Origin of the sequence: Aquitalea pelogenes, from assembly GCF_041914625.1 — a bacterium.
Taxonomy (GTDB): Bacteria; Pseudomonadota; Gammaproteobacteria; order Burkholderiales; family Chromobacteriaceae; genus Aquitalea; species Aquitalea pelogenes.
Genome location: NZ_JAYSDA010000008.1, coordinates 33,811 through 56,529 on the forward strand (window position 1 = coordinate 33,811; position 22,719 = coordinate 56,529).

General features: G+C 59.0%; 20 protein-coding genes. 9 read left to right on the plus strand and 11 right to left on the minus strand.

What is annotated here, in order from left to right; translation table 11 throughout:
• Positions 1-49: 49 nt before the first annotated feature.
• From ACE3SE_RS08480 to flhB, 5 genes are read right to left on the minus strand one after another with little or no spacing between them, the layout of a single operon-like run.
• Positions 50-796: an RNA polymerase sigma factor FliA gene (locus ACE3SE_RS08480; RefSeq protein ID WP_045845596.1), complete on the minus strand. Its 747-nt coding sequence runs from the start codon at positions 794-796 to the stop codon at positions 50-52.
• Positions 793-1,662 (minus strand): MinD/ParA family ATP-binding protein, encoded by an 870-nt coding sequence (locus ACE3SE_RS08485; protein WP_045845732.1) that lies wholly within the window; start codon positions 1,660-1,662, stop codon positions 793-795. Before ACE3SE_RS08485 ends, ACE3SE_RS08480 begins: the two co-directional genes overlap by 4 nt.
• Positions 1,663-1,670: 8 nt before the next feature.
• Positions 1,671-3,176, minus strand: coding sequence for a flagellar biosynthesis protein FlhF (gene flhF, locus ACE3SE_RS08490; RefSeq protein WP_374554626.1), 1,506 nt, complete (start codon positions 3,174-3,176; stop codon positions 1,671-1,673).
• A gap of 6 nt (positions 3,177-3,182) precedes the next feature.
• Positions 3,183-5,267 (minus strand): flagellar biosynthesis protein FlhA, encoded by a 2,085-nt coding sequence (gene flhA / locus ACE3SE_RS08495; RefSeq protein ID WP_045845598.1) that lies wholly within the window; start codon positions 5,265-5,267, stop codon positions 3,183-3,185.
• A gap of 6 nt (positions 5,268-5,273) precedes the next feature.
• Positions 5,274-6,440, minus strand: a complete 1,167-nt coding sequence (gene flhB / locus ACE3SE_RS08500) for a flagellar biosynthesis protein FlhB (protein WP_374554628.1) — start codon at positions 6,438-6,440, stop codon at positions 5,274-5,276.
• A gap of 168 nt (positions 6,441-6,608) precedes the next feature.
• Here flhB and ACE3SE_RS08505 point away from each other — a divergent pair, with 168 nt between their 5' ends.
• Together ACE3SE_RS08505 and ACE3SE_RS08510 are read left to right on the plus strand one after the other, a co-directional pair.
• Positions 6,609-7,403: a thymidylate synthase gene (locus tag ACE3SE_RS08505; protein WP_045845733.1), complete on the plus strand. Its 795-nt coding sequence runs from the start codon at positions 6,609-6,611 to the stop codon at positions 7,401-7,403.
• Positions 7,400-7,894, plus strand: coding sequence for a dihydrofolate reductase (locus ACE3SE_RS08510; protein WP_374554630.1), 495 nt, complete (start codon positions 7,400-7,402; stop codon positions 7,892-7,894). Before ACE3SE_RS08505 ends, ACE3SE_RS08510 begins: the two co-directional genes overlap by 4 nt.
• Before the next feature lie 67 nt (positions 7,895-7,961).
• On the opposite strand, the gene ACE3SE_RS08515 is transcribed toward ACE3SE_RS08510, so the two are convergent.
• From ACE3SE_RS08515 to ACE3SE_RS08525, 3 genes are all read right to left on the minus strand, one after another.
• On the minus strand, positions 7,962-8,633 hold the full coding sequence (locus tag ACE3SE_RS08515; protein ID WP_062790694.1) for a GntR family transcriptional regulator: 672 nt from the start codon (positions 8,631-8,633) through the stop codon (positions 7,962-7,964).
• 457 nt (positions 8,634-9,090) lie between these two features.
• Positions 9,091-9,792: a bifunctional 2-polyprenyl-6-hydroxyphenol methylase/3-demethylubiquinol 3-O-methyltransferase UbiG gene (gene ubiG / locus ACE3SE_RS08520; RefSeq protein WP_374554632.1), complete on the minus strand. Its 702-nt coding sequence runs from the start codon at positions 9,790-9,792 to the stop codon at positions 9,091-9,093.
• Positions 9,793-9,795: 3 nt separating this feature from the next.
• Positions 9,796-11,106, minus strand: coding sequence for a TRZ/ATZ family hydrolase (locus ACE3SE_RS08525; RefSeq protein WP_370302982.1), 1,311 nt, complete (start codon positions 11,104-11,106; stop codon positions 9,796-9,798).
• A gap of 267 nt (positions 11,107-11,373) precedes the next feature.
• Here ACE3SE_RS08525 and ACE3SE_RS08530 point away from each other — a divergent pair, with 267 nt between their 5' ends.
• Positions 11,374-14,181: a bifunctional diguanylate cyclase/phosphodiesterase gene (locus ACE3SE_RS08530; protein ID WP_045845603.1), complete on the plus strand. Its 2,808-nt coding sequence runs from the start codon at positions 11,374-11,376 to the stop codon at positions 14,179-14,181.
• Between the two features lie 88 nt (positions 14,182-14,269).
• Here ACE3SE_RS08530 and lysS read toward each other — a convergent pair whose 3' ends face one another.
• From lysS to ACE3SE_RS08545, 3 genes are all read right to left on the minus strand, one after another.
• Positions 14,270-15,778, minus strand: coding sequence for a lysine--tRNA ligase (lysS, locus tag ACE3SE_RS08535; protein WP_045845605.1), 1,509 nt, complete (start codon positions 15,776-15,778; stop codon positions 14,270-14,272).
• Between the two features lie 122 nt (positions 15,779-15,900).
• Positions 15,901-17,008 (minus strand): peptide chain release factor 2 gene (gene prfB, locus ACE3SE_RS08540; protein WP_131355459.1). Its coding sequence is split into 2 segments (ribosomal slippage): positions 15,901-16,923 and positions 16,925-17,008, totalling 1,107 coding nucleotides; the frame shifts between segments, so codons are not numbered across the junction.
• A gap of 111 nt (positions 17,009-17,119) precedes the next feature.
• On the minus strand, positions 17,120-18,100 hold the full coding sequence (locus ACE3SE_RS08545; RefSeq protein ID WP_045845606.1) for a malate dehydrogenase: 981 nt from the start codon (positions 18,098-18,100) through the stop codon (positions 17,120-17,122).
• Positions 18,101-18,304: 204 nt separating this feature from the next.
• On the opposite strand from ACE3SE_RS08545, the gene ACE3SE_RS08550 reads away from it, so the two are divergent.
• The 6 genes from ACE3SE_RS08550 (at position 18,305) to ACE3SE_RS08575 (ending at position 22,718) form a co-directional block, all read left to right on the plus strand.
• The gene (locus ACE3SE_RS08550) at positions 18,305-19,039 is read left to right on the plus strand and encodes a GntR family transcriptional regulator (RefSeq protein ID WP_374554636.1); all 735 of its coding nucleotides are present in this window, start codon (positions 18,305-18,307) and stop codon (positions 19,037-19,039) included.
• Between the two features lie 225 nt (positions 19,040-19,264).
• Positions 19,265-19,639, plus strand: coding sequence for a succinate dehydrogenase, cytochrome b556 subunit (sdhC, locus tag ACE3SE_RS08555; RefSeq protein ID WP_045845607.1), 375 nt, complete (start codon positions 19,265-19,267; stop codon positions 19,637-19,639).
• Entirely contained in the window at positions 19,633-19,977 is a 345-nt protein-coding gene (gene sdhD, locus ACE3SE_RS08560) for a succinate dehydrogenase, hydrophobic membrane anchor protein (RefSeq protein WP_045845608.1), read from the plus strand. Before sdhC ends, sdhD begins: the two co-directional genes overlap by 7 nt.
• Positions 19,977-21,749, plus strand: coding sequence for a succinate dehydrogenase flavoprotein subunit (gene sdhA / locus ACE3SE_RS08565; protein WP_374554638.1), 1,773 nt, complete (start codon positions 19,977-19,979; stop codon positions 21,747-21,749). Before sdhD ends, sdhA begins: the two co-directional genes overlap by 1 nt.
• A 13-nt stretch (positions 21,750-21,762) precedes the next feature.
• The gene (locus tag ACE3SE_RS08570; protein ID WP_045845610.1) at positions 21,763-22,473 is read left to right on the plus strand and encodes a succinate dehydrogenase iron-sulfur subunit; all 711 of its coding nucleotides are present in this window, start codon (positions 21,763-21,765) and stop codon (positions 22,471-22,473) included.
• On the plus strand, positions 22,470-22,718 hold the full coding sequence (locus tag ACE3SE_RS08575; protein ID WP_045845611.1) for an FAD assembly factor SdhE: 249 nt from the start codon (positions 22,470-22,472) through the stop codon (positions 22,716-22,718). Before ACE3SE_RS08570 ends, ACE3SE_RS08575 begins: the two co-directional genes overlap by 4 nt.
• The last annotated feature ends 1 nt before the right edge of the window (position 22,719 follow it).

A 22,719-nucleotide genomic window follows, 5' to 3' on the forward strand; every position in this document is an offset into this window, starting at 1 on the left:
CGCTTTCCTTTCAGAAAGCGAGAATCGGTGTCAAGTGTCCGCGTCTGCATTACAGCCATTCCTTCATTTTGGCCCGGATACGGGCGATCGCCTGGGTGTGCAGCTGGCAGACGCGGGATTCAGACACCTCCAGCACCGCACCGATTTCCTTCAGGTTCAGCTCTTGCTCGTAATACAGCGCCATCACCAGCTGATCCCGTTCCGGCAGGGTCTTGATGGCATCCACCAGTGCCTGGCGGAAATCCCCGTCGGCCAGCACCTGCAAGGGATTGGGCGCATTGCTGTCTTCGATGTTGGCAATGGCGTCGTTCAGGGTTTCGCCTTCGCCATCGGAAAAGTCTTCAAAGTGCACCAGGCTCAGGCCTTTGCAGTCGCCCAGCATGCTTTGGTAATCATCCAGTTCCACACCCAAGGCTTCGGCAATTTCCGATTCCAGCGGCGCGCGGCCCAGTTGCTGTTCCAGTTTGTTGATGCTGTCTTCAATCTGTCGTGCCTGACGGCGGGCCTGACGCGGCAGCCAGTCTTCGCGGCGCAGTTCGTCCAGCATGGCACCACGGATGCGCTGGCTGGCAAAGGTTTCAAACTGCACGCCTTGCAGCGGGTCGAATTGCCGCGCGGCATCAATCAGGCCGATGATGCCCACTTGCACCAGATCGTCCATTTCAACGGAAGCCGGCAGGCGCGCCATCAGCATGCCCGCCAGTTTTTTCACCAGCGGCAGGTGTTGCTGCACGTCGATTTCCGGGGTGGTAACAGCCGCGGCATAGCCTTTGCGGCGCAAGGACGGCAATGTCATCGTCGTTTGGCTCCATCGGCTTCGGCCCAGTCGCGCGAAGTGGCAATCAGCATGTCCATGAAACCGGTATCGTGACGCTCTGTTTCCGGGCTATCCCATTGTGGCAACACGGCCGCCAGCTGGGCAAAGGCTGCGGCGGCCTCGCTGTCGGGAAAAGCTTCCATCAGTGGCCGGCGCAATGCCTGGCTGCGGCGCACGGCGTTGTCGGCCGGCACAAAACCGACCCAGCGCAGCGAGACGCTGAGAAATTCGCTGGTGACGGCTGCAAGGCGGTTGAACAGGTCACGCGCTTCTTCCAGATGGCGGGCGCGATTGACCAGCACATTGAAGCGCTGGCGGCCAAAACCACTGGAAAGACGCTTGATGTTGGCGTAGGCGGTGGTCATGGAGTCGGCCGCCGGGCTGAGTACCAGCACCAGATTGTCCGCCACGCTGGCCGGGACAGGATCGGTAGCGGTAACAGGCACGTCTATCATCAGCACGCTGCTGTCGCGTTCCAGGGCGGCAAACTCGCTGCCCAGTCTCAGCCATAGCTGGGCAGAAAACAGTGCGCGTTCTTCCGGGCGGGCATACAGGTTGATCAACTGGATGCCCTGGCGCGAGGTGGTCATCATTTCATCCAGCCCGCCCACGCTCACCATCTGGCTTTCCAACGTGGCGGTGGTGGGTGTGCCCAGACGGCGCGCCTGCACCTGACCCAGGCTGCAGTCCACCACCAGCGGGCGATGGCCGGCATAAGCCAGGCCCAGTGACAACTCGGTCACCAGTGTGCTGGCACCGGCCTTGTCCGAACCGATGAAGGCGTAGCTGGGCGCGCGGCCGGACTGGGCAGTCAGACGGCGCAGGCTGGCGGCCTGGTCGTGCATGGCACCATTCATAACCAGCTGGCCTGTGCGGAGTTCATGATGGGCAGTTCATCACCCTGCAGGCTGAACGGTGAGCCGGGCTGCGGCGCGCGCAAGGCACGGTCTACCAGGAAGGCGGCATTGGCCGAGTGCAGGTCTTCCGGCACGCGCTGGCCATTGGTGATGTAAAACAGCTTGAGGCGGTTGCGGATGATGACATCCATGCTGGGCCCCATGCTCACGGCTTCGTCGATCTTGGACAGGATGCAGCCGGCCAGGCCGTTGCCACGGTAGTGGCGCACCACGTCTTCCAGCGTGTGGCCGTCGGCATTGGCAGCCAGCAGTAGCAGGCGTTCCACCTGGCGGCCTGCGCCACGGAACATCTCGATCTGGCCGGTCACGCGCGCATCACGCTGGCTCATGCCGACGGTGTCGATGAATACCAGGTGGCGGTTGGACAGGTCGGCCAGGGTCAGCTGCAGGTCACCTTCGTTCTGGATGGAGAACACCGGAATGCCGAGAATCTTGCCGTAGATACGCAGTTGGTCCTGCGCGCCAATCCGGTAGCTGTCGGTGGTGATCAGCGCCACATGCTGTGCACCGAAGCGCATGGTGGCATGCGCGGCCAGCTTGGCCACCGTGGTGGTCTTGCCCACGCCGGTGGGGCCTACCAGAGCATACACGCCACCCTTGTCCATGATGTCGTGATTGGCATCGGCGCATTTCAGATTGTGCATCAGCGCCGAGCGTGCCCATTTGATGGCGATGTCACCTTCATACTGGGCCGGCATTTTTTCAATCAGCTGGCGGATGAGGTTGGCAGAGAAGCCCATGGCCAGCAGATGCTTGAACAGCTCGATGCGGTTGGGGGTCTTGCCCTCCATGTCCGACCAGGCAAAGCTGGCCAGCTGGCTTTGCAACAGGCTGCGCAGCAACTTGATTTCATCGCCGATCTGCTTGAGCTCCTGCGCCATCATTTCCGGCTCTTCTTCGGCCGGGGCTGGCGCCGCCTTGCTGCGTGGTGGTACGGCGCTGCCATTGCTGGCCGGGCCGGCAGCCACGGTCTGCATCTTCACCAGTGATTCGGGCACGATGCTGGCCGGTGTGGGCCGTGCCGGAGGCGGCGTTTGCGGGCTGACGTTGAAATTGACAGCCGAGGTATCGGCCAGCGAAGGCTCGATACGTTGCTGCGGGCGCGGCGGTGGAGTGTCGATGCGCGGTGGGGCCGGGCTTTCCAGCGGCTCCACCGGCATGGCATAGGTACGGGCAATGGCGCGGTTGGTCGCACCGGCAGCTGGTGCCGGTGGCGCAACCGGACGGCTTACCGCCGGCGCATTGCGGGCCGGGTGCTTGCTGCCGGGGGTGGACAGATTGGTGGCCAGGTTGGCGACGTCTGCATCCGCCACGGCCATGATCTCTACGCCGCCCCCCATTGTCGGGCGATTGGACAAGATGAGGGCGTCGGCACCCAGTTCCTCGCGGACCTGTCTGAGTGCATCACGTGTGGTTTTTCCGAAGAATTTTTTTACCACCATTGTTTATCAGCCCTTGCTTCCCCCAATTACCGCAATTATACGAATGGATTTATTGTCAGGTACTTCATTATGCGAGATCACACGCAGTTGTGGGAGTGCTCTTCTCAAGAATCGTGCCAACAAGGGACGTAAACCCGGTGGCGTAAGCAATACCGGATTGTAACCTTGAATTTCCACCTGCTCGGCCTGTTGTGCTGCACTGGAGAGCAGGTTTTCCGCCAGTCCGGGTTCCAGCCCGCCACCGGTTTTGGAATTGACCGCCTGCGACAGTACGTTTTCCAGCGCCGGGTCCAGCGTCATCAAGGGCAATTCGGTTTCGCCGGGGAACAGTTGCTGCACGATCACCCGTGCCAGCGCAGTGCGCACCGCCGAGGTCAGGTCGTCCACATCCTGGGTGGTGCTGATATGGTCGGCCAGCGTTTCCAGAATGGTGCGGAAGTCGCGGATGTGAATGCCATCGGTAAGCAGCTGCTGCAATACCTTCTGCAAAATGCCGATGGGAACAATCTTGGGCACCAGGTCTTCCACCAACTTGGGCGACTCCTTGGCCTGGTGGTCGATCAGCGCCTGGACTTCCTCGCGGCCCAGCAGTTCTGCTGCGTGGGTTTGCAGCAGGTTGGAAATATGCGTGGCCACCACGGTGCTGGAGTCCACCACGGTGTAGCCCATTTGCTGGGCTTCCTCGCGCCGGGCGGCATCAATCCATACCGCGGGCAGGCCGAAGGCCGGGTCGGTGGTGGGGGTACCGGGCATGGTGCCATTCACCCGGCCCGGGTTGATGGCCAGGTATTGACCGATATAAGCCTCGCCCTGACCAACTTCTACGCCTTTGAGCAGGATACGGTAGGCGTTGGGCTTGATTTCCAGATTGTCGCGAATGTGTACCGCAGGCACCAGAAAGCCCAGTTCCTGGGCGATTTTCTTGCGGATGCCGCGAATACGGCGCAGCAATTCGCCGTCCTGGGTGCGGTCTACCAGCGGAATCAGGCGGTAGCCTACTTCCAGCCCCAGTGCATCCACATGCTGCACGTCGTTCCAGCTGACTTCGGCCATGGGCTGGTCGGGCGGGGCAGCCGCCTGTGCCTGCTGCTGGCTGGCCTGCACGGCAGCGGCTTTTTCCTTCTTGTCCATGGTCCAGCCCAGAAAACCCAGCAGGCTGGCAATCAGCAGGAAGGAGAAGTGCGGCATGTTGGGAATCAGGCCGATCATGCCAATGACCGCCGCGGTGATGTACAGCACCTGCGGTTTGGCAAACAGCTGGCCGAAGAACTGCTCCGACATGTCCTTGTCGGTGCCCACGCGCGACACCACGATACCGGCGGCGGTGGAGATGATCAGCGCCGGAATCTGGGCGACCAGGCCGTCACCGATGGTGAGCAGGGTGTAAGTCTTGGCGGCGGTGCCTGCGTCCAGATCATGCTGCACTACACCGACGATCAGGCCGCCGACAATATTGATGATGATGATCATGATGCCGGCCATGGCATCGCCGCGCACGAATTTGGAAGCACCGTCCATGGAACCGAAGAAGTTGGCTTCCTCGGCAATGGTGGAGCGGCGCTTGCGTGCTTCGTCTTCGCCGATCAGGCCGGCGTTCAGGTCGGCGTCAATCGCCATCTGCTTGCCGGGCATGGCATCCAGGGTGAAGCGGGCCGACACTTCGGCAATCCGCCCGGCACCCTTGGTGATCACCACGAAGTTGATGATGGTAATGATGACAAAGACGACGATACCAATGGCAACGTTGTCGCCGATCAGGAAGTGGGCAAAGGATTCGATCACCTTGCCGGCAGCATCCGGGCCGCTGTGGCCTTCCAGCAGGATCACCCGGCTGGACGCCACGTTCAGCGACAGGCGCAGCAGGGTAGTGACCAGCAGCACCGAGGGGAAGGAGGAAAAGTCCAGCGGCTTGCGGACATTGATGCCCACCAGCAGCACGATCACCGACACCGCAATGTTGAAGGTAAAGAACATGTCCAGCAGCACCGGCGGCAACGGCAATACCATCATCGACAAAATGAGGATGATGAGAATAGGGCCGGCCAGCTTGGTGACGTTGAACTGCTTCAACAGGGTGAGGAAATTATCCATCCGTAATTATGGTCTCGCTTTCGGGGCCGCATCTTGCTGGCGTTTGCTTTCCGGGTCAAGGTCAGCCGGGACATCCAGCTGGTCCGGGAAAACCGGTGCCAGCCCGCCATTGTACTCGTAGGCTTTCAACTGGTAGACATAGGCCAGGATCTGCGCTGCCGCAGTATACAGCCTGGCGGGGATTTCCCGTCCCAATTCGCCATGGAAATACAGTGCCCGGGCAAAGCTGGGTGAACGCATCACCGTGACCTTGTGCTCCTTGCCAGTGGCGATAATCTTTTCTGCCAGCTTCAGGGTGCCCATGGCCACGATTTCCGGCGCCTGCATGCCTTCCTCGTATTTCAGTGCCACCGCGTAGTGGGTCGGGTTGGTCACAATCACGTTGGCCTTGGGGATTTCCTGCATCATGCGTTTGCGTGCGGCTTCGCGCTGCAACTGGCGAATGCGGCCCTTGACCTCGGGCGAGCCTTCCATTTCCTTGTATTCCTGCTTGATCTCTTCCTTGGTCATGCGCAGCTGCTTGTGGTAGTTCCACAGCTGGAAGGGCACGTCGATCACCACCAGCATCAGCATGGCGGCGGTGACGATGAAAAAGGTGGTGATCAGCATGTCGGTCATCTTGAGGATGCCTGCTTCCAGCGGCATGGACAGCAAACCCAGGATGTCGGTGCGCTCGCGCCAGATGATCCACACGGCCACACCGCCGATCAGCATGCTCTTGAGGATGGCTTTCAGGCCTTCGGTGGCCGAGTTGAGCGAGAAGATGCGCTTGATGCCGCTGGCCGGGTTCAGCTTGGTCAGCTTGGGTTCCAGCGGTGCCAGGGTGAAGTTCCAGCCGCCGATCAGGATGGGCGTGGCCACCGCCACGATGGCAAGGCCGCCAAAAATGGGCAGCAACTGCCACAGCATGCCGAACATGGCTTCCTTGAAGCGGATGATGGCCGGCTCGGCCTGGGCTACCGTGTGCTGATCAAAAATCAGCAGCTGCTTCATCATGACCATGATGGCCGTGCCCAGCTTGCCTCCCAGCGTCATCAGCAGGGCGACTCCGGTCATGGTGACGGCGAAGGTGGACAATTCCCGCGAGCGGGGAACATTGCCATCATCCCGCGCGGTTTGCAGCCGTTTGGCTGACGCGGGTTCGGTCCGTTCGAGATCGGAATCTTCTGCCATTGAGCCCCTGTTTTCTGACGTTGTATTTTAAAGCGGATGGTAGCGTATGCCGGGGGCGGCAGGCCAGCCCCTTTTGCCGTATGGGTATTGGCTTTGCCGCTGGGAAGAGCTGTGCTGTGCACCGCCAGCTCAGGTACAATCCGCAGATTGAACTTGATGGATGGCAGCATGAAACAGTACCTCGACCTGATGCGCCATGTGCTGGAACATGGCCATGACAAGTCCGACCGCACCGGCACCGGCACCCGCTCGGTGTTTGGCTACCAGATGCGCTTCGACCTGCAACAGGGTTTTCCGCTGGTCACCACCAAGAAATGCCACCTGCGTTCCATCATTCACGAATTGCTGTGGTTTTTGTCCGGCGACACCAATATCCGTTATCTGAAGGAAAACGGCGTTTCCATCTGGGATGAGTGGGCCGATGAAAACGGCGACCTGGGTCCGGTCTACGGCTACCAGTGGCGCAGCTGGCCGGCGCCGGATGGCCGCCATATCGACCAGATCAGCAATGTGGTGGAGATGATCAAGCGCAATCCCGATTCGCGCCGTCTGATCGTGTCGGCCTGGAACCCGGCGCTGGTGGACGAAATGGCACTGCCGCCTTGCCACAGCCTGTTCCAGTTTTATGTGGCGGATGGCAAGTTGTCCTGCCAGCTGTATCAGCGCTCGGCTGACATTTTCCTGGGTGTGCCGTTCAATATCGCCTCCTATGCCTTGCTCACCATGATGGTGGCGCAGGTGTGCGGCCTCAAGCCCGGTGATTTCGTGCATACGCTGGGTGATGCCCACCTGTATAGCAACCACCTGGAGCAGACCCGTCTGCAACTGAGCCGCGAACCACGTCCGCTGCCGCAGATGAAGATTAACCCGGCCGTGACCGACCTGTTTGCCTTCACCTTCGATGATTTCACGCTGGAAGGTTACGACCCGCATCCGCACATCAAGGGAGCGGTAGCCGTATGAGCAAGCCTGTACTGACCCTGGTGGCGGCCAAGGCGCGCAATGGCGTGATCGGCATCAACAACACCTTGCCCTGGCATTTGCCGGAAGACCTCAAGCACTTCAAAGCGGTGACCCTGGGCAAGCCGGTGCTGATGGGCCGTAAAACCTACGATTCCATCGGCCGCCCCTTGCCAGGGCGGCGCAATATTGTCATCACCCGCCAGTCAGACTGGCAGGCCGATGGCGTGGAGGTGGCGCATTCGCTGGAACAGGCGCTGGAAATGGCTGATGGTGTGGCGGAAGTCTGCCTGATTGGCGGTGCTGATTTGTATCGTCAGGCGATGGCATTGGCAGATGCTCTGCGGCTGACCGAGATTGATGCCGATTTTGCTGGCGACGCCTGTTTCCCGGAGGTGAGCACGGCTGACTGGCAGGAAGTGGCGCGTAGCAGTTTCACCAGCGACAAGGGGCTGCAGTATGCCTTTGTCGACTATCAGCGCAAGCCGGGCTGAATGGTAGCCATGCCAAACAAAAGGCCGCTCGGTGAGCGGCCTTTGTTATTTACAAGTTGAGCAGTGTTCAGGAAGTGCTACCAGCCAGCGCTTCTGCCGATTGCTGGGCCAGCTTGCTGTAGTCCTGGCCGAATTCCGCCACCATGATGCGCAGGCGGGTGGTGTCGCGGGCAATGATGGTCTTGAGCAGGTCATCCAGGAACTGCTGGGTACGATCCATCTGCGAACGACCGGCACGCAGGATGGCATACAGGCAGCGCTGGGTGAGCGGCAGCAGGTCCTGCAAGGTGGCGCTCATGTAGCGGTTGCTGGAGAAGTCGTACAGCGCGCGCAAGAATTCCACGCCGCAATCGAAGTAGGCTGGCATGTCATCCTTGCGATGGCATTCGTCCAGCGTGGACATCAACTCGAAAAAACGCGCCAGGTCGTCGTTTTTCCAGTTGCTGGCCAGATTGCACACCACACGGTCCAGCAGCATGAACCACAGTTCGAAAAAGTCGCGCACGTCGGTGCTGGAAATGCTGGACACCATGGCACCACGCCGCGGGTAGATTTCCACCAGGTGACGGCGTTGCAGGATCAGCAGCGCTTCGCGCACCGAGCCACGGCTGACTTCCAGCTCGGCGGCAATCCGCAATTCCTGAATCCGTTCTCCCGGTGCCATTTCACCCTGGATGATTTTTTTACCGAGGTATTGGGCGATTTGCTCGGTGAGCGAATCGTTCGCCTTGAACGTCATCAGTGTCTCCATTATCGAATATTATTATTTTCATATATATTGGCTGATTCGGCAATTGGAATGTGGAATTGTCGGGCAGTCGGTCTGTTGCCTTGCTGCGGAGTGTGCCATGCCGACTGTTGCATTTTGTCGCGTGTACGGTGCGGCATCAGGGAAATCCCTTGTACAGTTTTCTGTTTTGGTTTTATTATTCGAACGCTTGTTTGAAAATCGCTGACACGAGGAATGGGGCTTTCAAACGCGTACTTGGGCAGGCAGTGCCACGTGTGTGCGGCAATGTGTGTTCTCGTAATCTAGCGGGTTGTTTACCGGTCCTGGACCGGGGGATGATTGGGGCCTTCGCTGCGGCGAAGGCCTTTTTTTATGTTCTGTCCCTGGTGCTGTGCGGCAGGCAAAAGAAAACCCCTGCCGGCATGAAGCAGGGCAGGGGTGCGTTAATCTGCTGTAACAGCGCGGATTACGCGATGGAGCGGCGGGTGGCCATCAGGTAATTCACCTGGGTGTCATCTCCCAGCGCATAGATACGGGTGAGCGGGTTGTAGCTCATGCCGCTGACGTTGCTGATTTCCAGCCCGGCATTGCGCGCCATGCGCGACAGCTCGGACGGCTTGAGGAAACGCGCATATTCATGCGTGCCGCGCGGCAGCATGTTGAGCACGTATTCAGCACCGACTACCGCCAGCAGGTAAGCCTTGGCATTGCGGTTGAGGGTGGAAAAAAACACCCAGCCACCCGGTTTCACCAGGCGGGCACAGCTGCGTACCACGCTTTCCGGGTCCGGCACGTGTTCCAGCATTTCCATGCAGGTCACCACATCAAAACTGCCGGGCGCTTCGTCGGCCAGATCCTCCACTGCAACACAGCGGTATTCGACGCTGACGCCGGATTCCAGACTGTGCAGCTGGGCCACTTTCAAGGACTTCCTGGCGAGGTCGATGCCGGTCACCTGCGCGCCGCGCTGTGCCATGCTCTCGGCCAGAATGCCGCCGCCACAGCCCACGTCCAGGACTTTCAGGTCCTTGATGCCGGCAAAGTCATCTATATAGTCGAGTCGCAGCGGGTTGATTTCATGCAGCGGCTTGAATTCGCTGTCCTTGTCCCACCATTTGTGGGCCAGCTGACTGAATTTGTCGATTTCCAGATCGTCTACATTGCTCATTGCTTACCTCGCCAGAATACGTTTGCGCCAGTCTTCACCGCGCGCCTTGAGATCTGCTTCGTCCAGGGTGGTCAGCTGACGCTGGGCGAGCAAGGCACGGCCCTTGACCCAGACGTGGCTGACCTGTTCGCGGCCGGCGGCATACACCACATGCGATACCGGGTCGAAAGCCGGCGCGGTTTCCAGCGCTGACAGGTCGATGGCAATCAGGTCGGCCTGCTTGCCCTGTTTGACCGAACCCACCTTGTCGGCAATGCCCAGTGCCTTGGCACCGTTGAGGGTGGCCATGCGGATGGCGGTGGCGGCCGGCACTGCGGTCGGGTCCAGCGTTCCCACCTTGGCCAGCAGGGCGGCCAGTCGGGTTTCGGACAGCATGTCCAGCTTGTTGTTGGACGCCGCGCCATCGGTGCCGATGCCAACATTGACGCCAGCTGCCAGCAAGGCCGGAACCGGGGCAATGCCGGAGGCCAGCTTCATGTTGGACGCCGGGTTGTGGGCAATGGAAATGCCATGACGGGCGGCGGCTTCAATTTCTGCGCTGTCCAGATGCACCATGTGTGCGGCAATCAGTCGCGGAGTGAGCAAGCCCAGTTTGGCCAGACGGGCCAGCGGACGTTGCTGGTGTTCTGTCACGCTCCCGGCCACTTCGTCGGCGGTTTCGTGGATGTGGCAGTGAATCAGCATGTCTTCACGCTCGGCCAGCTCCACCACCTGGCGGAATGTGTTGTCGGACACGGTATACGGTGCGTGCGGCGCCAGGGTGAAGGTAATCAGCTCTTCGCCCAGGAAGGCCTTGCGTTCTTCCATGCCCTTGCTGATGTATTCGCCGGCGTTGCTACCGTAGTTGGTGGGGAACTCCAGGATGGAGCAGCCGACAAAGGTTCGCATGCCGGAAGCCAGGCCGGCGCGGGCCATGGCGTCATGGTAGAAGTACATGTCGTTGATGGTGGTGGTGCCACCGCGAATCATTTCCGCCATGGCCAGGCTGGCGCCGTCGAACACGAAGTCATCGCGCACGTGTTTGCCTTCTGCCGGCCAGATGTGGTTGTTCAGCCAGTCCATCAATGCCTTGTCGTCGGCCATGCCGCGCAACAATGTCATGGCAGAGTGGCCGTGCAGGTTGATCAGGCCCGGCATCAGCACATGGTTGTCCAGCGTGATGGTTTCATCCGCTTGCAAGCTGCCACACTGGGCGATCGGAAGGATCTGGGCTATCCTGCCATCCTTGATGGCAATGGCATGGTTTTCCAGAACCTCGCCATCGTTTTCCACGGTAATGATCCAGCGTGCTGAAATAAGAGTGTCATAGTGCATGTGTGACATCAGGCCAATCCTGCAGAATTCGGAATGGCTTGGATTGTAGGCTGCTGCCATGGGCATGGCAAATTGACCATGGGCTGTCTCGCTGCGTTGCAGAAACTGTCGTTGTGCAGAAAAAATCACTTATAACGGAATCAGGTCTGACTTATCATGCGTGCATTCCCCGCATGCTTTGTCATCATTAGTTTTTTGCATCATTGAATATTTGAATATTGCCGGCGGATGTTCCGCGCCATTAACGCATTTTGATTATCAAGACCAATGGCAACCCAAGAAGATAAAAACCCTGTCACCTCCAGTTTGTCGCTGCGCGCGGTATTTTTGATCGCCGTGGTACTCGGCTTGCTCATTCCCGCGTCCATCATCAGTTACCTGAGTATCAACATTCAGCGCGATAACCTGACGGCACAACTGGAAACCGACGAAAAGCGCTTGCTGGACATTGTTGCGCTGGGCATGCAGGAGCCATTGTGGAACCTGAGCCGCCAGGCCGGCAGCCCGTTGATTTCCTCGGTGATGGAGGATGCCCGGGTGGTGTCCATCCGCGTGACCGATACCCAGTCCAACCAGGTGTTCCTGTCCGCCTTGCGTAGCGAGCGCCGCGTGGGTGGCGTGTCTTTCGTGCAGAAGCCGGTGATTTACCGTGGCGAGGAAATCGGCCAGGTGACGCTGGAATTCGATACCGAACATCTGGCCAATGCCCTGCACAACCAGGTCAAGAACATCCTGCTGATTCTGGTGGCGCAGCTGGTGCTGTCCATCCTGCTGATAATGAGTATTTTGCATTCCCGCTTCCTGCGCCCGATGCACAGCCTGACCGAACAGGCCACCCAACTGGCCGAGCTCAAGCTGGAGTCGCCGTTCTACTGGGCAAGACGTGATGAGATCGGCAAGCTGGGCAAGCATCTGGAATGGACCCGCTCCGAACTCAAGCGCCTGATTGACGAGCTGCGCGCCAAGACATTGGCGCTGGAGGCCGACATTTCGCGCCGCCGTGAAGTGGAAGATGCGCTGCGTCGCTCGGAAAACAAATACCGCGAGCTGTTCTGGTCCAATCTGGACGGCATTGTCATCAGTTCGCTGGACGGGCAGGTGATGGATGCCAACCCGGCCTTCCTCAACCTGATGTGCTACAACCTGGACCAGCTCAAGCAGCAGAACTTCTGGTCGCTGGTGGGGCAGGAGAGCGAAGCGCTGGAGCGTTTCAATCTGGACAACAAGGTATTGCGTTTCGGTTATTGCGACGAATTCGAAGCGGTGTACATGAACCGCTTTGGCAACCATGTGCCGGTCAGCGTGAAAACCGTTGCCATGCGTGACGCCTTTGGCCGCATCAATGCGGTATGGCGCATGGTGCGTGACATTTCGGAAAAACGTGCAGCGGAAGAGCGGGTGCAGCTGGCGGCCAAGGTGTTCGAGAACACCGTAGAAGGCATCATGATCACCGACAGCGAAAAACGCATTCGCAGTGTCAACAAGGCCTTTACCGAAATCACCGGTTATACGCAGCAGGAAGTGCTGGGGCAGAAAACCAGCATTCTGTCATCCGGCCGTCATGATGATGCCTTCTACACCACCATGTGGCAGGCCATTGATAATCAGGGCTCATGGCAGGGCGAAATCTGGAATCGCCGCAAGAACGGTGAAATCTATCCGGAATGGCTGGCCATCAACGCTGTGCGTAACCCCTTGTCGGAAATCACGCACTATGTGGCCATTTTCAGTGATCTGACCGAACGCAAGGCAGCAGACGAGCGCATCCAGTTCCTGGCGCACTTCGACGTGCTCACCAGCCTGCCCAACCGTGCGCACATGCACGACCGGGTGGAGCTGGCCATTCATAATGCCTGCCGCGACAACGAGCAGATGGCCTTGCTGCTGCTGGACCTGGACCGCTTCAAGACCGTCAACGAGTCGCTGGGCCATTCTGCCGGGGACATCCTGTTGCAGGTGGCGGCCGACCGCATCAAGTCCTCCCTGGCAGCAGGCGAGACGGTGGCGCGTCAGGGTGGTGACGAATTCATCATCCTGCTGCCGGCCATTTCCGACCCCAGCGAGGCGGCACTGGCAGCCGAGCGTATCCGTGAATCGTTTGGCGCCTCGATCGAACTGCACAATCACACCATCACCATCACGCCTTCCATCGGCATCAGCGTGTATCCGGATGATGGCCGTGACTTTGAAACCCTGGTGCGCAATGCCGATGCGGCGATGTATCACGCCAAGTCGTCCGGTCGCAACAGCTACAAGTTCTACACTGCCGACCTCAATGCCCGCGCGCGCGAGATTCTGGCCATTGAAAGCCAGCTGCGCTTTGCGCTGGAACGCAACGAGTTCATCCTGCATTACCAGCCACAGGTCGCCATGGCCGATGGCCGCATTACCGGTGCCGAGGCGCTGATCCGCTGGAATCACCCGTCACTGGGCATTCTTGGCCCGGCACGCTTCATCGAGGTGGCCGAGGAGCGTGGTTTCATCGTGCAGATCGGTAACTGGGTGATTCGTGAAGCCTGCCGTCAACTGGCGCTGTGGCATGACCAGGGCCTGCCCAAGATGTCCCTGGCCATCAATCTGTCCGCCTTGCAGTTCCGCCAGCAGGATCTGGCTGAGGTACTGGAGAAGGCGCTCAGCAGCCATGGCCTGTCCGCCGACATGCTGGATGTGGAAGTGACTGAAAGCGTCATCATGGAAGACGTCACCAGTACCTTGCAGGCCATTGACAGCATCAAGGGCATGGGTTTGCAGCTGTCGATTGATGACTTTGGTACCGGCTATTCCAGCCTGTCCTACCTCAAGCGCTTCAAGGCCGACAAGCTGAAGATCGACCGTTCCTTCGTGCGTGATATCCCGAATGATCTGGACGACTCCGCCATTGCCCGTGCCATCATCAACATGGCCAAGAACCTCAACATGCAGGTGGTGGCTGAAGGGGTGGAAACGATAGACCAGTGGCACTTCCTGAAACAGGAAGGTTGTGACCTGATTCAGGGCTATCTGCTGGCCAAACCGATGCCGCCGGAAGAGTTTGCCGGCTTGCTGGCCAAGGGAACGCTGCTGCCGGGGGAGTGAGCCCTGTGCAGTATTACCAGCCCTGCAGTCTGGGCAATAAAAAACCGCAAGACCAAAGTCTTGCGGTTTTTTTGTAGCCAGCAGCGGTTTATTCCGGACGCATCTGCGGGAACAGGATAACGTCGCGGATGGACGGGGCGTCAGTCAGCAGCATCACCAGACGGTCGATGCCGATACCGCAACCGCCAGTCGGCGGCAGGCCGTATTCCATGGCGCGGATGTAGTCGGCGTCGTAGTGCATGGCTTCGTCGTCACCGGCGTCCTTCTGGGCCACCTGGGACATGAAGCGTGCGGCCTGGTCTTCCGGATCATTCAACTCGGAGTAACCGTTGGCGTGCTCGCGGCCCACGATGAACAGTTCGAAGCGTTCGGTGATGGACGGGTCAGCATCGGAACCACGGGCCAGCGGGGACACTTCCACCGGATAGTCGATGATGAAGGTGGGGTTCCACAGCAGGCCTTCGGCACATTCTTCAAACAGGGCCAGTTGCAGGCTGCCCAGGCCCGGTGCCGGCGGCAGCTTGCCACCCAGGCGCTTGATTTCGCTGGCAACCCAGGCCGCGTCGGCCAGTTGTTCGTCGGTGTACTGCGGGTTGTAGTGCTTGATGGCACCAACAATGGTGAAGCGGTCGAACGGTTTGCCCAGTTCCACTTCCTTGCCGTTGTAGCTGATGGTGGTGCTGCCACACACGGTTTCGGCACAGCGACGGATGATGTTTTCGGTCATCTCCATCATGCGCTGGTAGTCGCTGTAGGCTTCGTAAAACTCGATCATGGTGAACTCGGGGTTGTGGCGTGTGCTCATCCCCTCGTTACGGAAGTTGCGGTTGATCTCGAACACGCGTTCCAGACCACCCACCACCAGACGCTTCAGATACAGTTCCGGCGCAATGCGCAGGTACAACGGCATGTCCAGCGCGTTGTGGTGGGTCACGAACGGTTTGGCCGTGGCACCGCCCGGGATGGGGTGCATCATCGGGGTTTCCACTTCCAGATAGCCTTCACTCACCATCACGTCGCGGATCTTCTGCACGATCTGCGAGCGCTTGATGAAGGTGGTGCGGCTTTCTTCGCTCATGATCAGGTCGGCGTAGCGCTGACGGTACTTTTGTTCCTGATCGGTCATGCCGTGGAATTTTTCCGGCAGCGGACGGATGTTCTTGGACAGCAGGCGCACTTCGCTGGCCTTGACGGTCAACTCGCCGGTCTTGGTCTTGAACAGCTCGCCACGGATGGCGATGATGTCGCCCAGGTCAAAGTGCTTGAACTCGGCGTGGGCTTCTTCACCGACACCGTCGTTGGCGATGTAAGCCTGGATGCGGCCGCTGCCATCCTGCAGGGTGGCAAAGCTGGCCTTGCCCATGACGCGCTTGAGCATCATGCGGCCGGCAACGGCAACCTCGATCTTCTCGGCTTCCAGAGCTTCCTTGTCTTTACCCGCGTGTTTTTCCTGAAGATCCTTGGCAAAGTGGCTGCGTTTGAAATCGTTGGGGAAAGCGACGCGTTTTTCGCGGATGCTCTTCAGCTTCTGGCGGCGTTCCGCCATGATCTGGTTTTCGTCCTGACTCAGGGATGATGCTTGTTCACGTTCAGACATGATGACTCCGTTGACTACTGCGGTAAGGGCAGGGGGCCATTCCCCCGCCAGGCCTCATCGGCCAACAATTAAGGTTTTACGCTGCTGTAATGCAGGCCGGCAGCTGCTGCCGGCCCGGACGTTTACACGCCCTGTTTCAGACTGGCTTCAATAAAGCCGTCCAGGTCGCCATCCATGACGCCCTTGATATTGCCCACTTCATGGCTGGTACGCAGGTCCTTGATGCGGGACTGGTCGAACACGTAGGAGCGGATCTGGTGACCCCAGCCCACATCGGTCTTGGTGTCTTCCAGCGCCTGCTTGGCCTCGTTGCGCTTTTTCAGCTCCAGCTCGTACAGCTTGGCACGCAGCATCTGCATGGCTTCGTCGCGGTTGCGGTGCTGCGAGCGGTCGTTCTGGCACTGCACCACGGTATTGGTGGGCAAGTGGGTGATACGTACGGCCGAGTCCGTCTTGTTAATGTGCTGACCACCGGCACCGGAGGCGCGATAGGTGTCGATACGCAGATCAGCCGGGTTGATGTCGATCTCGAAGCTGTCGTCCACTTCCGGGTATACGAATACCGAGGAGAACGAGGTGTGGCGACGGGCGTTGGAGTCAAACGGCGATACGCGCACCAGGCGGTGAACGCCCACTTCGGTACGCAGCAGGCCGTAGGCGTATTCGCCCTCGATCTTCAGCGTGGCGCTGCTGATGCCGGCCACTTCGCCTTCGGATACTTCCAGCACGTCTACCTTGAAGCCCTTGCGCTCGGCATAGCGGGTGTACATGCGCAACAGCATGCCGGCCCAGTCCTGTGCCTCGGTGCCACCGGCACCAGCCTGGATGTCCAGGAAGCAGTTGTTCGGGTCCATCGGGTCGTGGAACATACGGCGGAATTCCATCTTGGCCACCTTGGCTTCGACTTCTTCCATGTCGGACTGCACGGCGAGAATGGTTTCGTCATCCTCTTCGCTCTTGCCCATTTCCAGCAGTTCGCGGCCATCGGCAATGCTGGCATTGATGCTGTCCAGCACCAGTACCACGTCTTCCAGCTGCTTGCGTTCGCGGCCCAGTTCCTGTGCGCGCTTGGGGTCGTTCCAGATATCAGGGTCTTCGGTAAGGCGGCTTACTTCTTCCAGACGGTCTTTTTTACCGTCGTAGTCAAAGATACCCCCGAATATCGGCGGCGCGTTCGGCCAGGTTTTCAATCGTGGCCGCGATCTGGTTCAGGACTTCAACTTCAATCATGCTCTTGCTCCAGTTAGCAGTCTGTATTAGTAAATTCAAATATGCTTGGCGGTATTGATCAAACACAAAAAGCGCACCATGCGGTGCGCTTTTCGCTGATCTGGCTAAGTCTTAGCCAAACAGGTGAGCGACAGCTGCGCGCTCTTCTTCCAGCTCGGCCAGGGTGAAGTTCATGCGTTCGCGGCTGAACTCGTCCACTTCCAAGCCTTGAACGATCTTGTACTCGCCATTTTCGCATACAACCGGGAAGCCGTACATCACGCCTTCCGGAATGCCGTAGGAACCGTCGGACGGAATGCCCATGGTCACCCACTTGCCATTGCTGCCCAGCACCCAGTCGTGGATGTGGTCGATGGCGGCGTTGGCAGCGGAAGCAGCAGAGGACAGGCCACGTGCTTCGATGATGGCGGCACCACGCTTGCCAACGGTCGGCAGGAATACATCACGGTTCCAGGCTTCGTCGTTGATCATGGCTTTTACCGACTGGCCATCGATGGTGGCGAAGCGGTAGTCGGCGTACATGGTCGGGGAGTGGTTACCCCATACAGCTAGGTCCTTGATGGCGGAAACCGGCTTGCCAGTCTTGGCAGCGATTTGCGACAGGGCGCGGTTGTGGTCCAGACGCAACATGGCGGTGAAATTTTTCGGGTTCAGGTCCGGAGCGCTCTTCATGGCGATCCAGGCATTGGTGTTGGCCGGGTTGCCAACCACCAGAACGCGGACATTGCGGTCGGCGTGGTCGTTCAGTGCCTTGCCCTGAACGGTGAAGATGGCGCCGTTGGCTTCCAGCAGGTCCTTGCGTTCCATGCCTTTGCTACGCGGACGCGCGCCCACCAGCAGGGCTACTTGAGCGTCCTTGAAAGCGACGTTCGGATCGTCGGTGGCAACCATGCCGGCCAGCAGCGGGAAGGCACAGTCTTCCAGTTCCATCATCACGCCTTTAACGGCGGTCTGGGCTTGTGGCAGGTCGAGCAGTTGCAGGATGACCGGCTGGTCTTTGCCCAGCATTTCACCACTGGCGATACGGAACAGCAGGCTGTAGCCAATCTGACCAGCAGCGCCGGTAACGGCAACGCGAACGGGAGCTTTCATTGGTGGACTCTCCTTTAGATATCCGAGACTGTCTCAAATAGCAGATGTTGCTCTGCACTATAAGTGTGAAGCGAGTGTATCACGGAGTGTAGACCATGTGGGGCTGGAATCCCCATCAGAAATTCTGATATGCTGGTTTTACTCTTGTGTCTTATATAAGACATCCCTTTACGCTTGATTTGTTTGATGATACAAAGCCACTACATGATTGCAAATGCCCCACGTCGACAGCCGCTGTATGTGCAAATCAAGCAGTTTTTACTGCGTCGTATCGCCGAAGGCGAGTGGCTGGAGCATGATGCCTTGCCCAGTGAGTGGGATCTGGCTGATGAGATGTCCGTCAGCCAGGGAACGGTCCGCAAGGCGCTGAGCGAGTTGGTGGCCGATGGTCTGCTTTACCGCCAGCAAGGCAAGGGGACATTTGTTGCTCCGGTGCTCAGTGACTGGGGTAATGCCTTGCTGCAGTCGCCCGGTGTGTTTGACGAAGTGCCGGATCGCCTTAGTTGCGAGTTTCTGGCCATCTCCCGGATGAATGCCAGCGATGACATGGCGGTGGCCTTGCAGTTGCGTCGGCATGCGCCGATGTTCCGGGTGCGCCAGTTGTGGCGCGGGCAGGGCAGGCCGGTGGCGCTGGATGAGGCTTATCTGCCTGCCGAGCGCTTCGATGGTATGGAAGCGCGCTGGTTCAGGTCTGGTGTTGGTGTGTATGCCACCTTGCAGCAGCGCTTCGGAGTAAGAGTGGTTGAGAGTCGTGAGCAATACCGTGCAGTGATGCTGCCGCGTGAGGATGCCAACCTGCTTGGCCTGTCCGGGGCGGCACTGGAAGAGCCGGTGTTGAGTATGCTTCGACTGACCTTTTCGTCAGTTGGAGAGCGGGTTGAATGGCGGCAGCGCTACTGCCTGAGTCGGGACCTGGCGCTGCTGCAAAAGGGCTGCTGATGTCGCCTGCCGGCATGCAAATGTCGCTTGTCAGGCAAAAAACGGTCAGTAGCCGGGTGATTTTTGCTAGAATTTCCAGATCATATTGCCCTGCAGCATCGGGCAGCATGATGTTTAAGTATTGAAGGGGACCACCCGGTTTCTACAAGGGCGGACCTTTCAGGCGGGCTTCCAGACAGGGGCCCGGAGATAACCACTTGGTTCAAATACATCCAAGGAAGCCATATGCAGAAGCAACGACCGAAGCACCTGGATCTGGCCACGATCAGACTGCCCATCCCGGGCATCGTCTCGATCTTGCACCGGGTCAGTGGTGTGGCGCTCTTCTTTTCCCTCCCGCTGTTGATCTACCTCCTACATGGTTCGCTCAGTTCAGCAGAGTCCTTTGAAACCTACCGTGCCGTAGTCGCGCACCCGCTGATGAAGATCATCCTCATCGGCTTGCTGTGGGCCTACATGCATCACTTCTGTGCCGGTATCCGTTTCCTGTTCCTGGATATCCATAAGGGTCTGGAACTGCAAACCGCTCGCGCTACCGCCAAGACTGTTGTGGTGGTGAGCCTGGCTCTGACTCTGATTCTGGGAGTAGCACTATGGTAAACCGCTCTGTCATCGGCGCTCACTACGGTTTGCGCGACTGGGTCATGCAGCGCGTGACGGCCACCATCATGGTGATCTATACCGTAGCTCTGGCACTGTTCCTGCTGACCATGCCGTCCAGCTATGCCGGCTGGAAAGACTTCTTCGCGCAAACCTGGGTTCAGGTACTGACCCAGACCACCTTGCTGGCAGTGTTCCTGCACGTATGGGTTGGTATTCGCGATGTGTGGATGGACTACATCAAGCCGACCGGCCTGCGCCTGGCGCTGCATGCCTTCACCATCGTGTGGCTGGTGTCCTGTTTCATCTATTCCGTTAAAGTTGTCTGGGGGCTGTAATGGGCGTACCTGTTCGTCATTTTGATGCAGTAATCGTTGGCGCAGGTGGTGCCGGCATGCGTGCCGCCCTGCAGCTGTCCGAAGCTGGCCTGAAGACTGCCGTTCTGTCCAAGGTATTTCCCACCCGCTCGCATACCGTAGCGGCGCAGGGCGGTGTGTCCGCCTCTCTGGGTAACTCCGAGGAAGATCACTGGACCTGGCACATGTACGACACCGTAAAGGGTTCGGACTGGCTGGGTGACCAGGATGCCATCGAATTCATGTGCCGCGAGGCACCGAAGGTGGTGACCGAGCTGGAACACTACGGCATGCCGTTCGACCGTAACGCTGATGGCACCATCTACCAGCGTCCGTTCGGCGGTCACATGTCCAACTTCGGTGAAAAGCCGGTGCGTCGCGCCTGTGCTGCTGCCGACCGTACCGGTCATGCCATGTTGCACGCGCTGTACCAGCGCAATGTGCGTGCCAATACCCACTTCTTTGTAGAGTGGATGGCACTGGACCTGATTCGTGATGCCGACGGCAATGTGCAAGGCGTTGTTGCCATGGAAATGGAAACCTCGGAAATCGTGGTGTTCCAGGCCAAGGCCACCCTGTTTGCTACTGGCGGCGCCGGTCGTATCTATGCTTCTTCCACCAATGCCTTCATCAACACCGGTGATGGTCTGGGCATGGCCGCACGTGCCGGCATCCCGCTGGAAGACATGGAATTCTGGCAATTCCACCCCACTGGCGTTGCCGGTGCCGGTGTACTGATTACCGAAGGTGTACGCGGCGAAGGCGGCATCCTGCGCAACAGCGCGGGTGAACGCTTCATGGAACGCTATGCACCGAATGCCAAGGATCTGGCTTCGCGTGACGTAGTGTCCCGTGCCATGGTGACCGAGATCAACGAAGGCCGTGGTTGCGGCCCGAACAAGGATCACGTGCTGCTGGACATCACTCACCTCGACCCCGAAGTGATCATGTCCAAGCTGCCGGGCATCCGTGAAATTTCCATCAAGTTTGCCGGTGTGGACCCGATCAAGGCCCCGATTCCGGTAGTGCCGACCTGTCACTACCAGATGGGTGGCATCCCCACCAACTACCACGGTGAAGTGGTGGTGGAAGGCAAACCGGTACATGGCTTCTACGCCGCTGGCGAATGCGCTTGCGCCTCGGTGCACGGTGCCAACCGCCTGGGTACCAACTCCCTGCTCGACCTGCTGGTGTTCGGCAAGAGCTCGGCCAACTCGATGATCGACTTCATCAAGCAACAGCCGCTGGAACTGCCGCAACTGGCCACCGCCGACGTAGAGCGTTCGGTTGCCCGTGTAGAGCGTCTGAACAAGCAGACCAATGGCGTGGCCGTCAACGATGCCCGTACCGCCATGCAGCGCACCATGCAGGCGCACTGCGGCGTGTTCCGCTTCAAGGACATGCTGGCTCAGGGCGTTGAGAAGATTCTGGAAGTGGAAAAGATGGTTCAACAGACCGAAATTTCCGACAAATCCAGCGTGTTCAACATGGCCCGCATCGAGGCACTGGAGCTGGAAAACCTGATCGAAGTGGCCAAGGCCACCATGATCTCGGCCAATGCCCGTACCGAATCGCGCGGCGCACACGTGCGTGACGATGCACCGGATACACCGGAAACCCCGAACGGCCGTGACGATGCCAACTGGCTGAAGCACACCCTGTGGAGCCGCGAAGGCAACCGTCTGGAATACAAGCCGGTGAACCTGCAGCCGCTGACTGTCGACACCATTGCTCTGAAGACACGTTCCTACTAAGGGCTTGAACAAGATGACTACAGAAACCGTCAAATTCCGCATCTACCGTTACGATCCGGACAAGGATGCCAAGCCCTACATGCAGGACATCAGCGTGGAGCTGGATTCCACCGACCGCAAGTTGCTGGATGCGCTGACCAAGCTGAAGGTGAAGGATGACACCATCACCTTCCGTCGTTCCTGCCGCGAGGGTGTGTGTGGCTCTGACGCCATGAACATCAACGGCAAGAACGGTCTGGCCTGTCTGACCGATTTCCGCGATCTGAAACAGCCGATCGAGCTGCGTCCGTTGCCGGGCCTGCCGGTGGTGCGTGACCTGATCGTCGACATGACCCAGTTCTTCAAGCAATACCACTCGATCAAGCCGTACGTGATCAACGACACGCCGCCGCCGGAACGCGAGCGCCTGCAAAGCCCGGAAGACCGTGAAGAACTCAACGGCCTGTACGAGTGCATTCTGTGCGCCTGCTGCTCCACCAGCTGCCCGTCGTTCTGGTGGAACCCGGACAAATTCGTTGGCCCGGCCGGCCTGCTCGCAGCCTATCGCTTCATTGCCGATACCCGCGACACCGCCATCAACGAACGTCTGGACAATCTGGAAGATCCGTACCGACTGTTCCGTTGCCACACCATCATGAACTGTGTCGATGTTTGCCCCAAGGGCCTGAACCCCACCAAGGCAATCGGCAAGATCAAAGACCTGATGGTCAAGCGTGCAGTATGACCGCTTACGATCCGATTGAACTCAAGCGGATCCGTTGGCGGTCCCGCCGGGGCTTGCTGGAGCTGGATCTGGTGCTGGAGCGGTTTTTTGCCCAGCGCTTCGATTCACTCTCCCCGGCGGAGATCGACGCCTACAAGCGTATTCTCGATTTGCCCGACACCGACTTCCTGGATGTGGTGAACGGCAAGGCTGACCTGGACGATCCGGAAGAAGCCGCCATCATCGAGATCCTGCGCTCGGTTTGAG

Coding starts and splice junctions, on each gene's coding strand:
- ACE3SE_RS08480 (WP_045845596.1), bottom strand. CDS start 796: ATGACATTGCCGTCCTTGCGCCGCAAAGGCTATGCCGCGGCTGTTACC.
- ACE3SE_RS08485 (WP_045845732.1), bottom strand. CDS start 1,662: ATGCACGACCAGGCCGCCAGCCTGCGCCGTCTGACTGCCCAGTCCGGC.
- flhF (WP_374554626.1), bottom strand. CDS start 3,176: ATGGTGGTAAAAAAATTCTTCGGAAAAACCACACGTGATGCACTCAGA.
- flhA (WP_045845598.1), bottom strand. CDS start 5,267: ATGGATAATTTCCTCACCCTGTTGAAGCAGTTCAACGTCACCAAGCTG.
- flhB (WP_374554628.1), bottom strand. CDS start 6,440: ATGGCAGAAGATTCCGATCTCGAACGGACCGAACCCGCGTCAGCCAAA.
- ACE3SE_RS08505 (WP_045845733.1), top strand. CDS start 6,609: ATGAAACAGTACCTCGACCTGATGCGCCATGTGCTGGAACATGGCCAT.
- ACE3SE_RS08510 (WP_374554630.1), top strand. CDS start 7,400: ATGAGCAAGCCTGTACTGACCCTGGTGGCGGCCAAGGCGCGCAATGGC.
- ACE3SE_RS08515 (WP_062790694.1), bottom strand. CDS start 8,633: ATGACGTTCAAGGCGAACGATTCGCTCACCGAGCAAATCGCCCAATAC.
- ubiG (WP_374554632.1), bottom strand. CDS start 9,792: ATGAGCAATGTAGACGATCTGGAAATCGACAAATTCAGTCAGCTGGCC.
- ACE3SE_RS08525 (WP_370302982.1), bottom strand. CDS start 11,106: ATGCACTATGACACTCTTATTTCAGCACGCTGGATCATTACCGTGGAA.
- ACE3SE_RS08530 (WP_045845603.1), top strand. CDS start 11,374: ATGGCAACCCAAGAAGATAAAAACCCTGTCACCTCCAGTTTGTCGCTG.
- lysS (WP_045845605.1), bottom strand. CDS start 15,778: ATGTCTGAACGTGAACAAGCATCATCCCTGAGTCAGGACGAAAACCAG.
- ACE3SE_RS08545 (WP_045845606.1), bottom strand. CDS start 18,100: ATGAAAGCTCCCGTTCGCGTTGCCGTTACCGGCGCTGCTGGTCAGATT.
- ACE3SE_RS08550 (WP_374554636.1), top strand. CDS start 18,305: ATGATTGCAAATGCCCCACGTCGACAGCCGCTGTATGTGCAAATCAAG.
- sdhC (WP_045845607.1), top strand. CDS start 19,265: ATGCAGAAGCAACGACCGAAGCACCTGGATCTGGCCACGATCAGACTG.
- sdhD (WP_045845608.1), top strand. CDS start 19,633: ATGGTAAACCGCTCTGTCATCGGCGCTCACTACGGTTTGCGCGACTGG.
- sdhA (WP_374554638.1), top strand. CDS start 19,977: ATGGGCGTACCTGTTCGTCATTTTGATGCAGTAATCGTTGGCGCAGGT.
- ACE3SE_RS08570 (WP_045845610.1), top strand. CDS start 21,763: ATGACTACAGAAACCGTCAAATTCCGCATCTACCGTTACGATCCGGAC.
- ACE3SE_RS08575 (WP_045845611.1), top strand. CDS start 22,470: ATGACCGCTTACGATCCGATTGAACTCAAGCGGATCCGTTGGCGGTCC.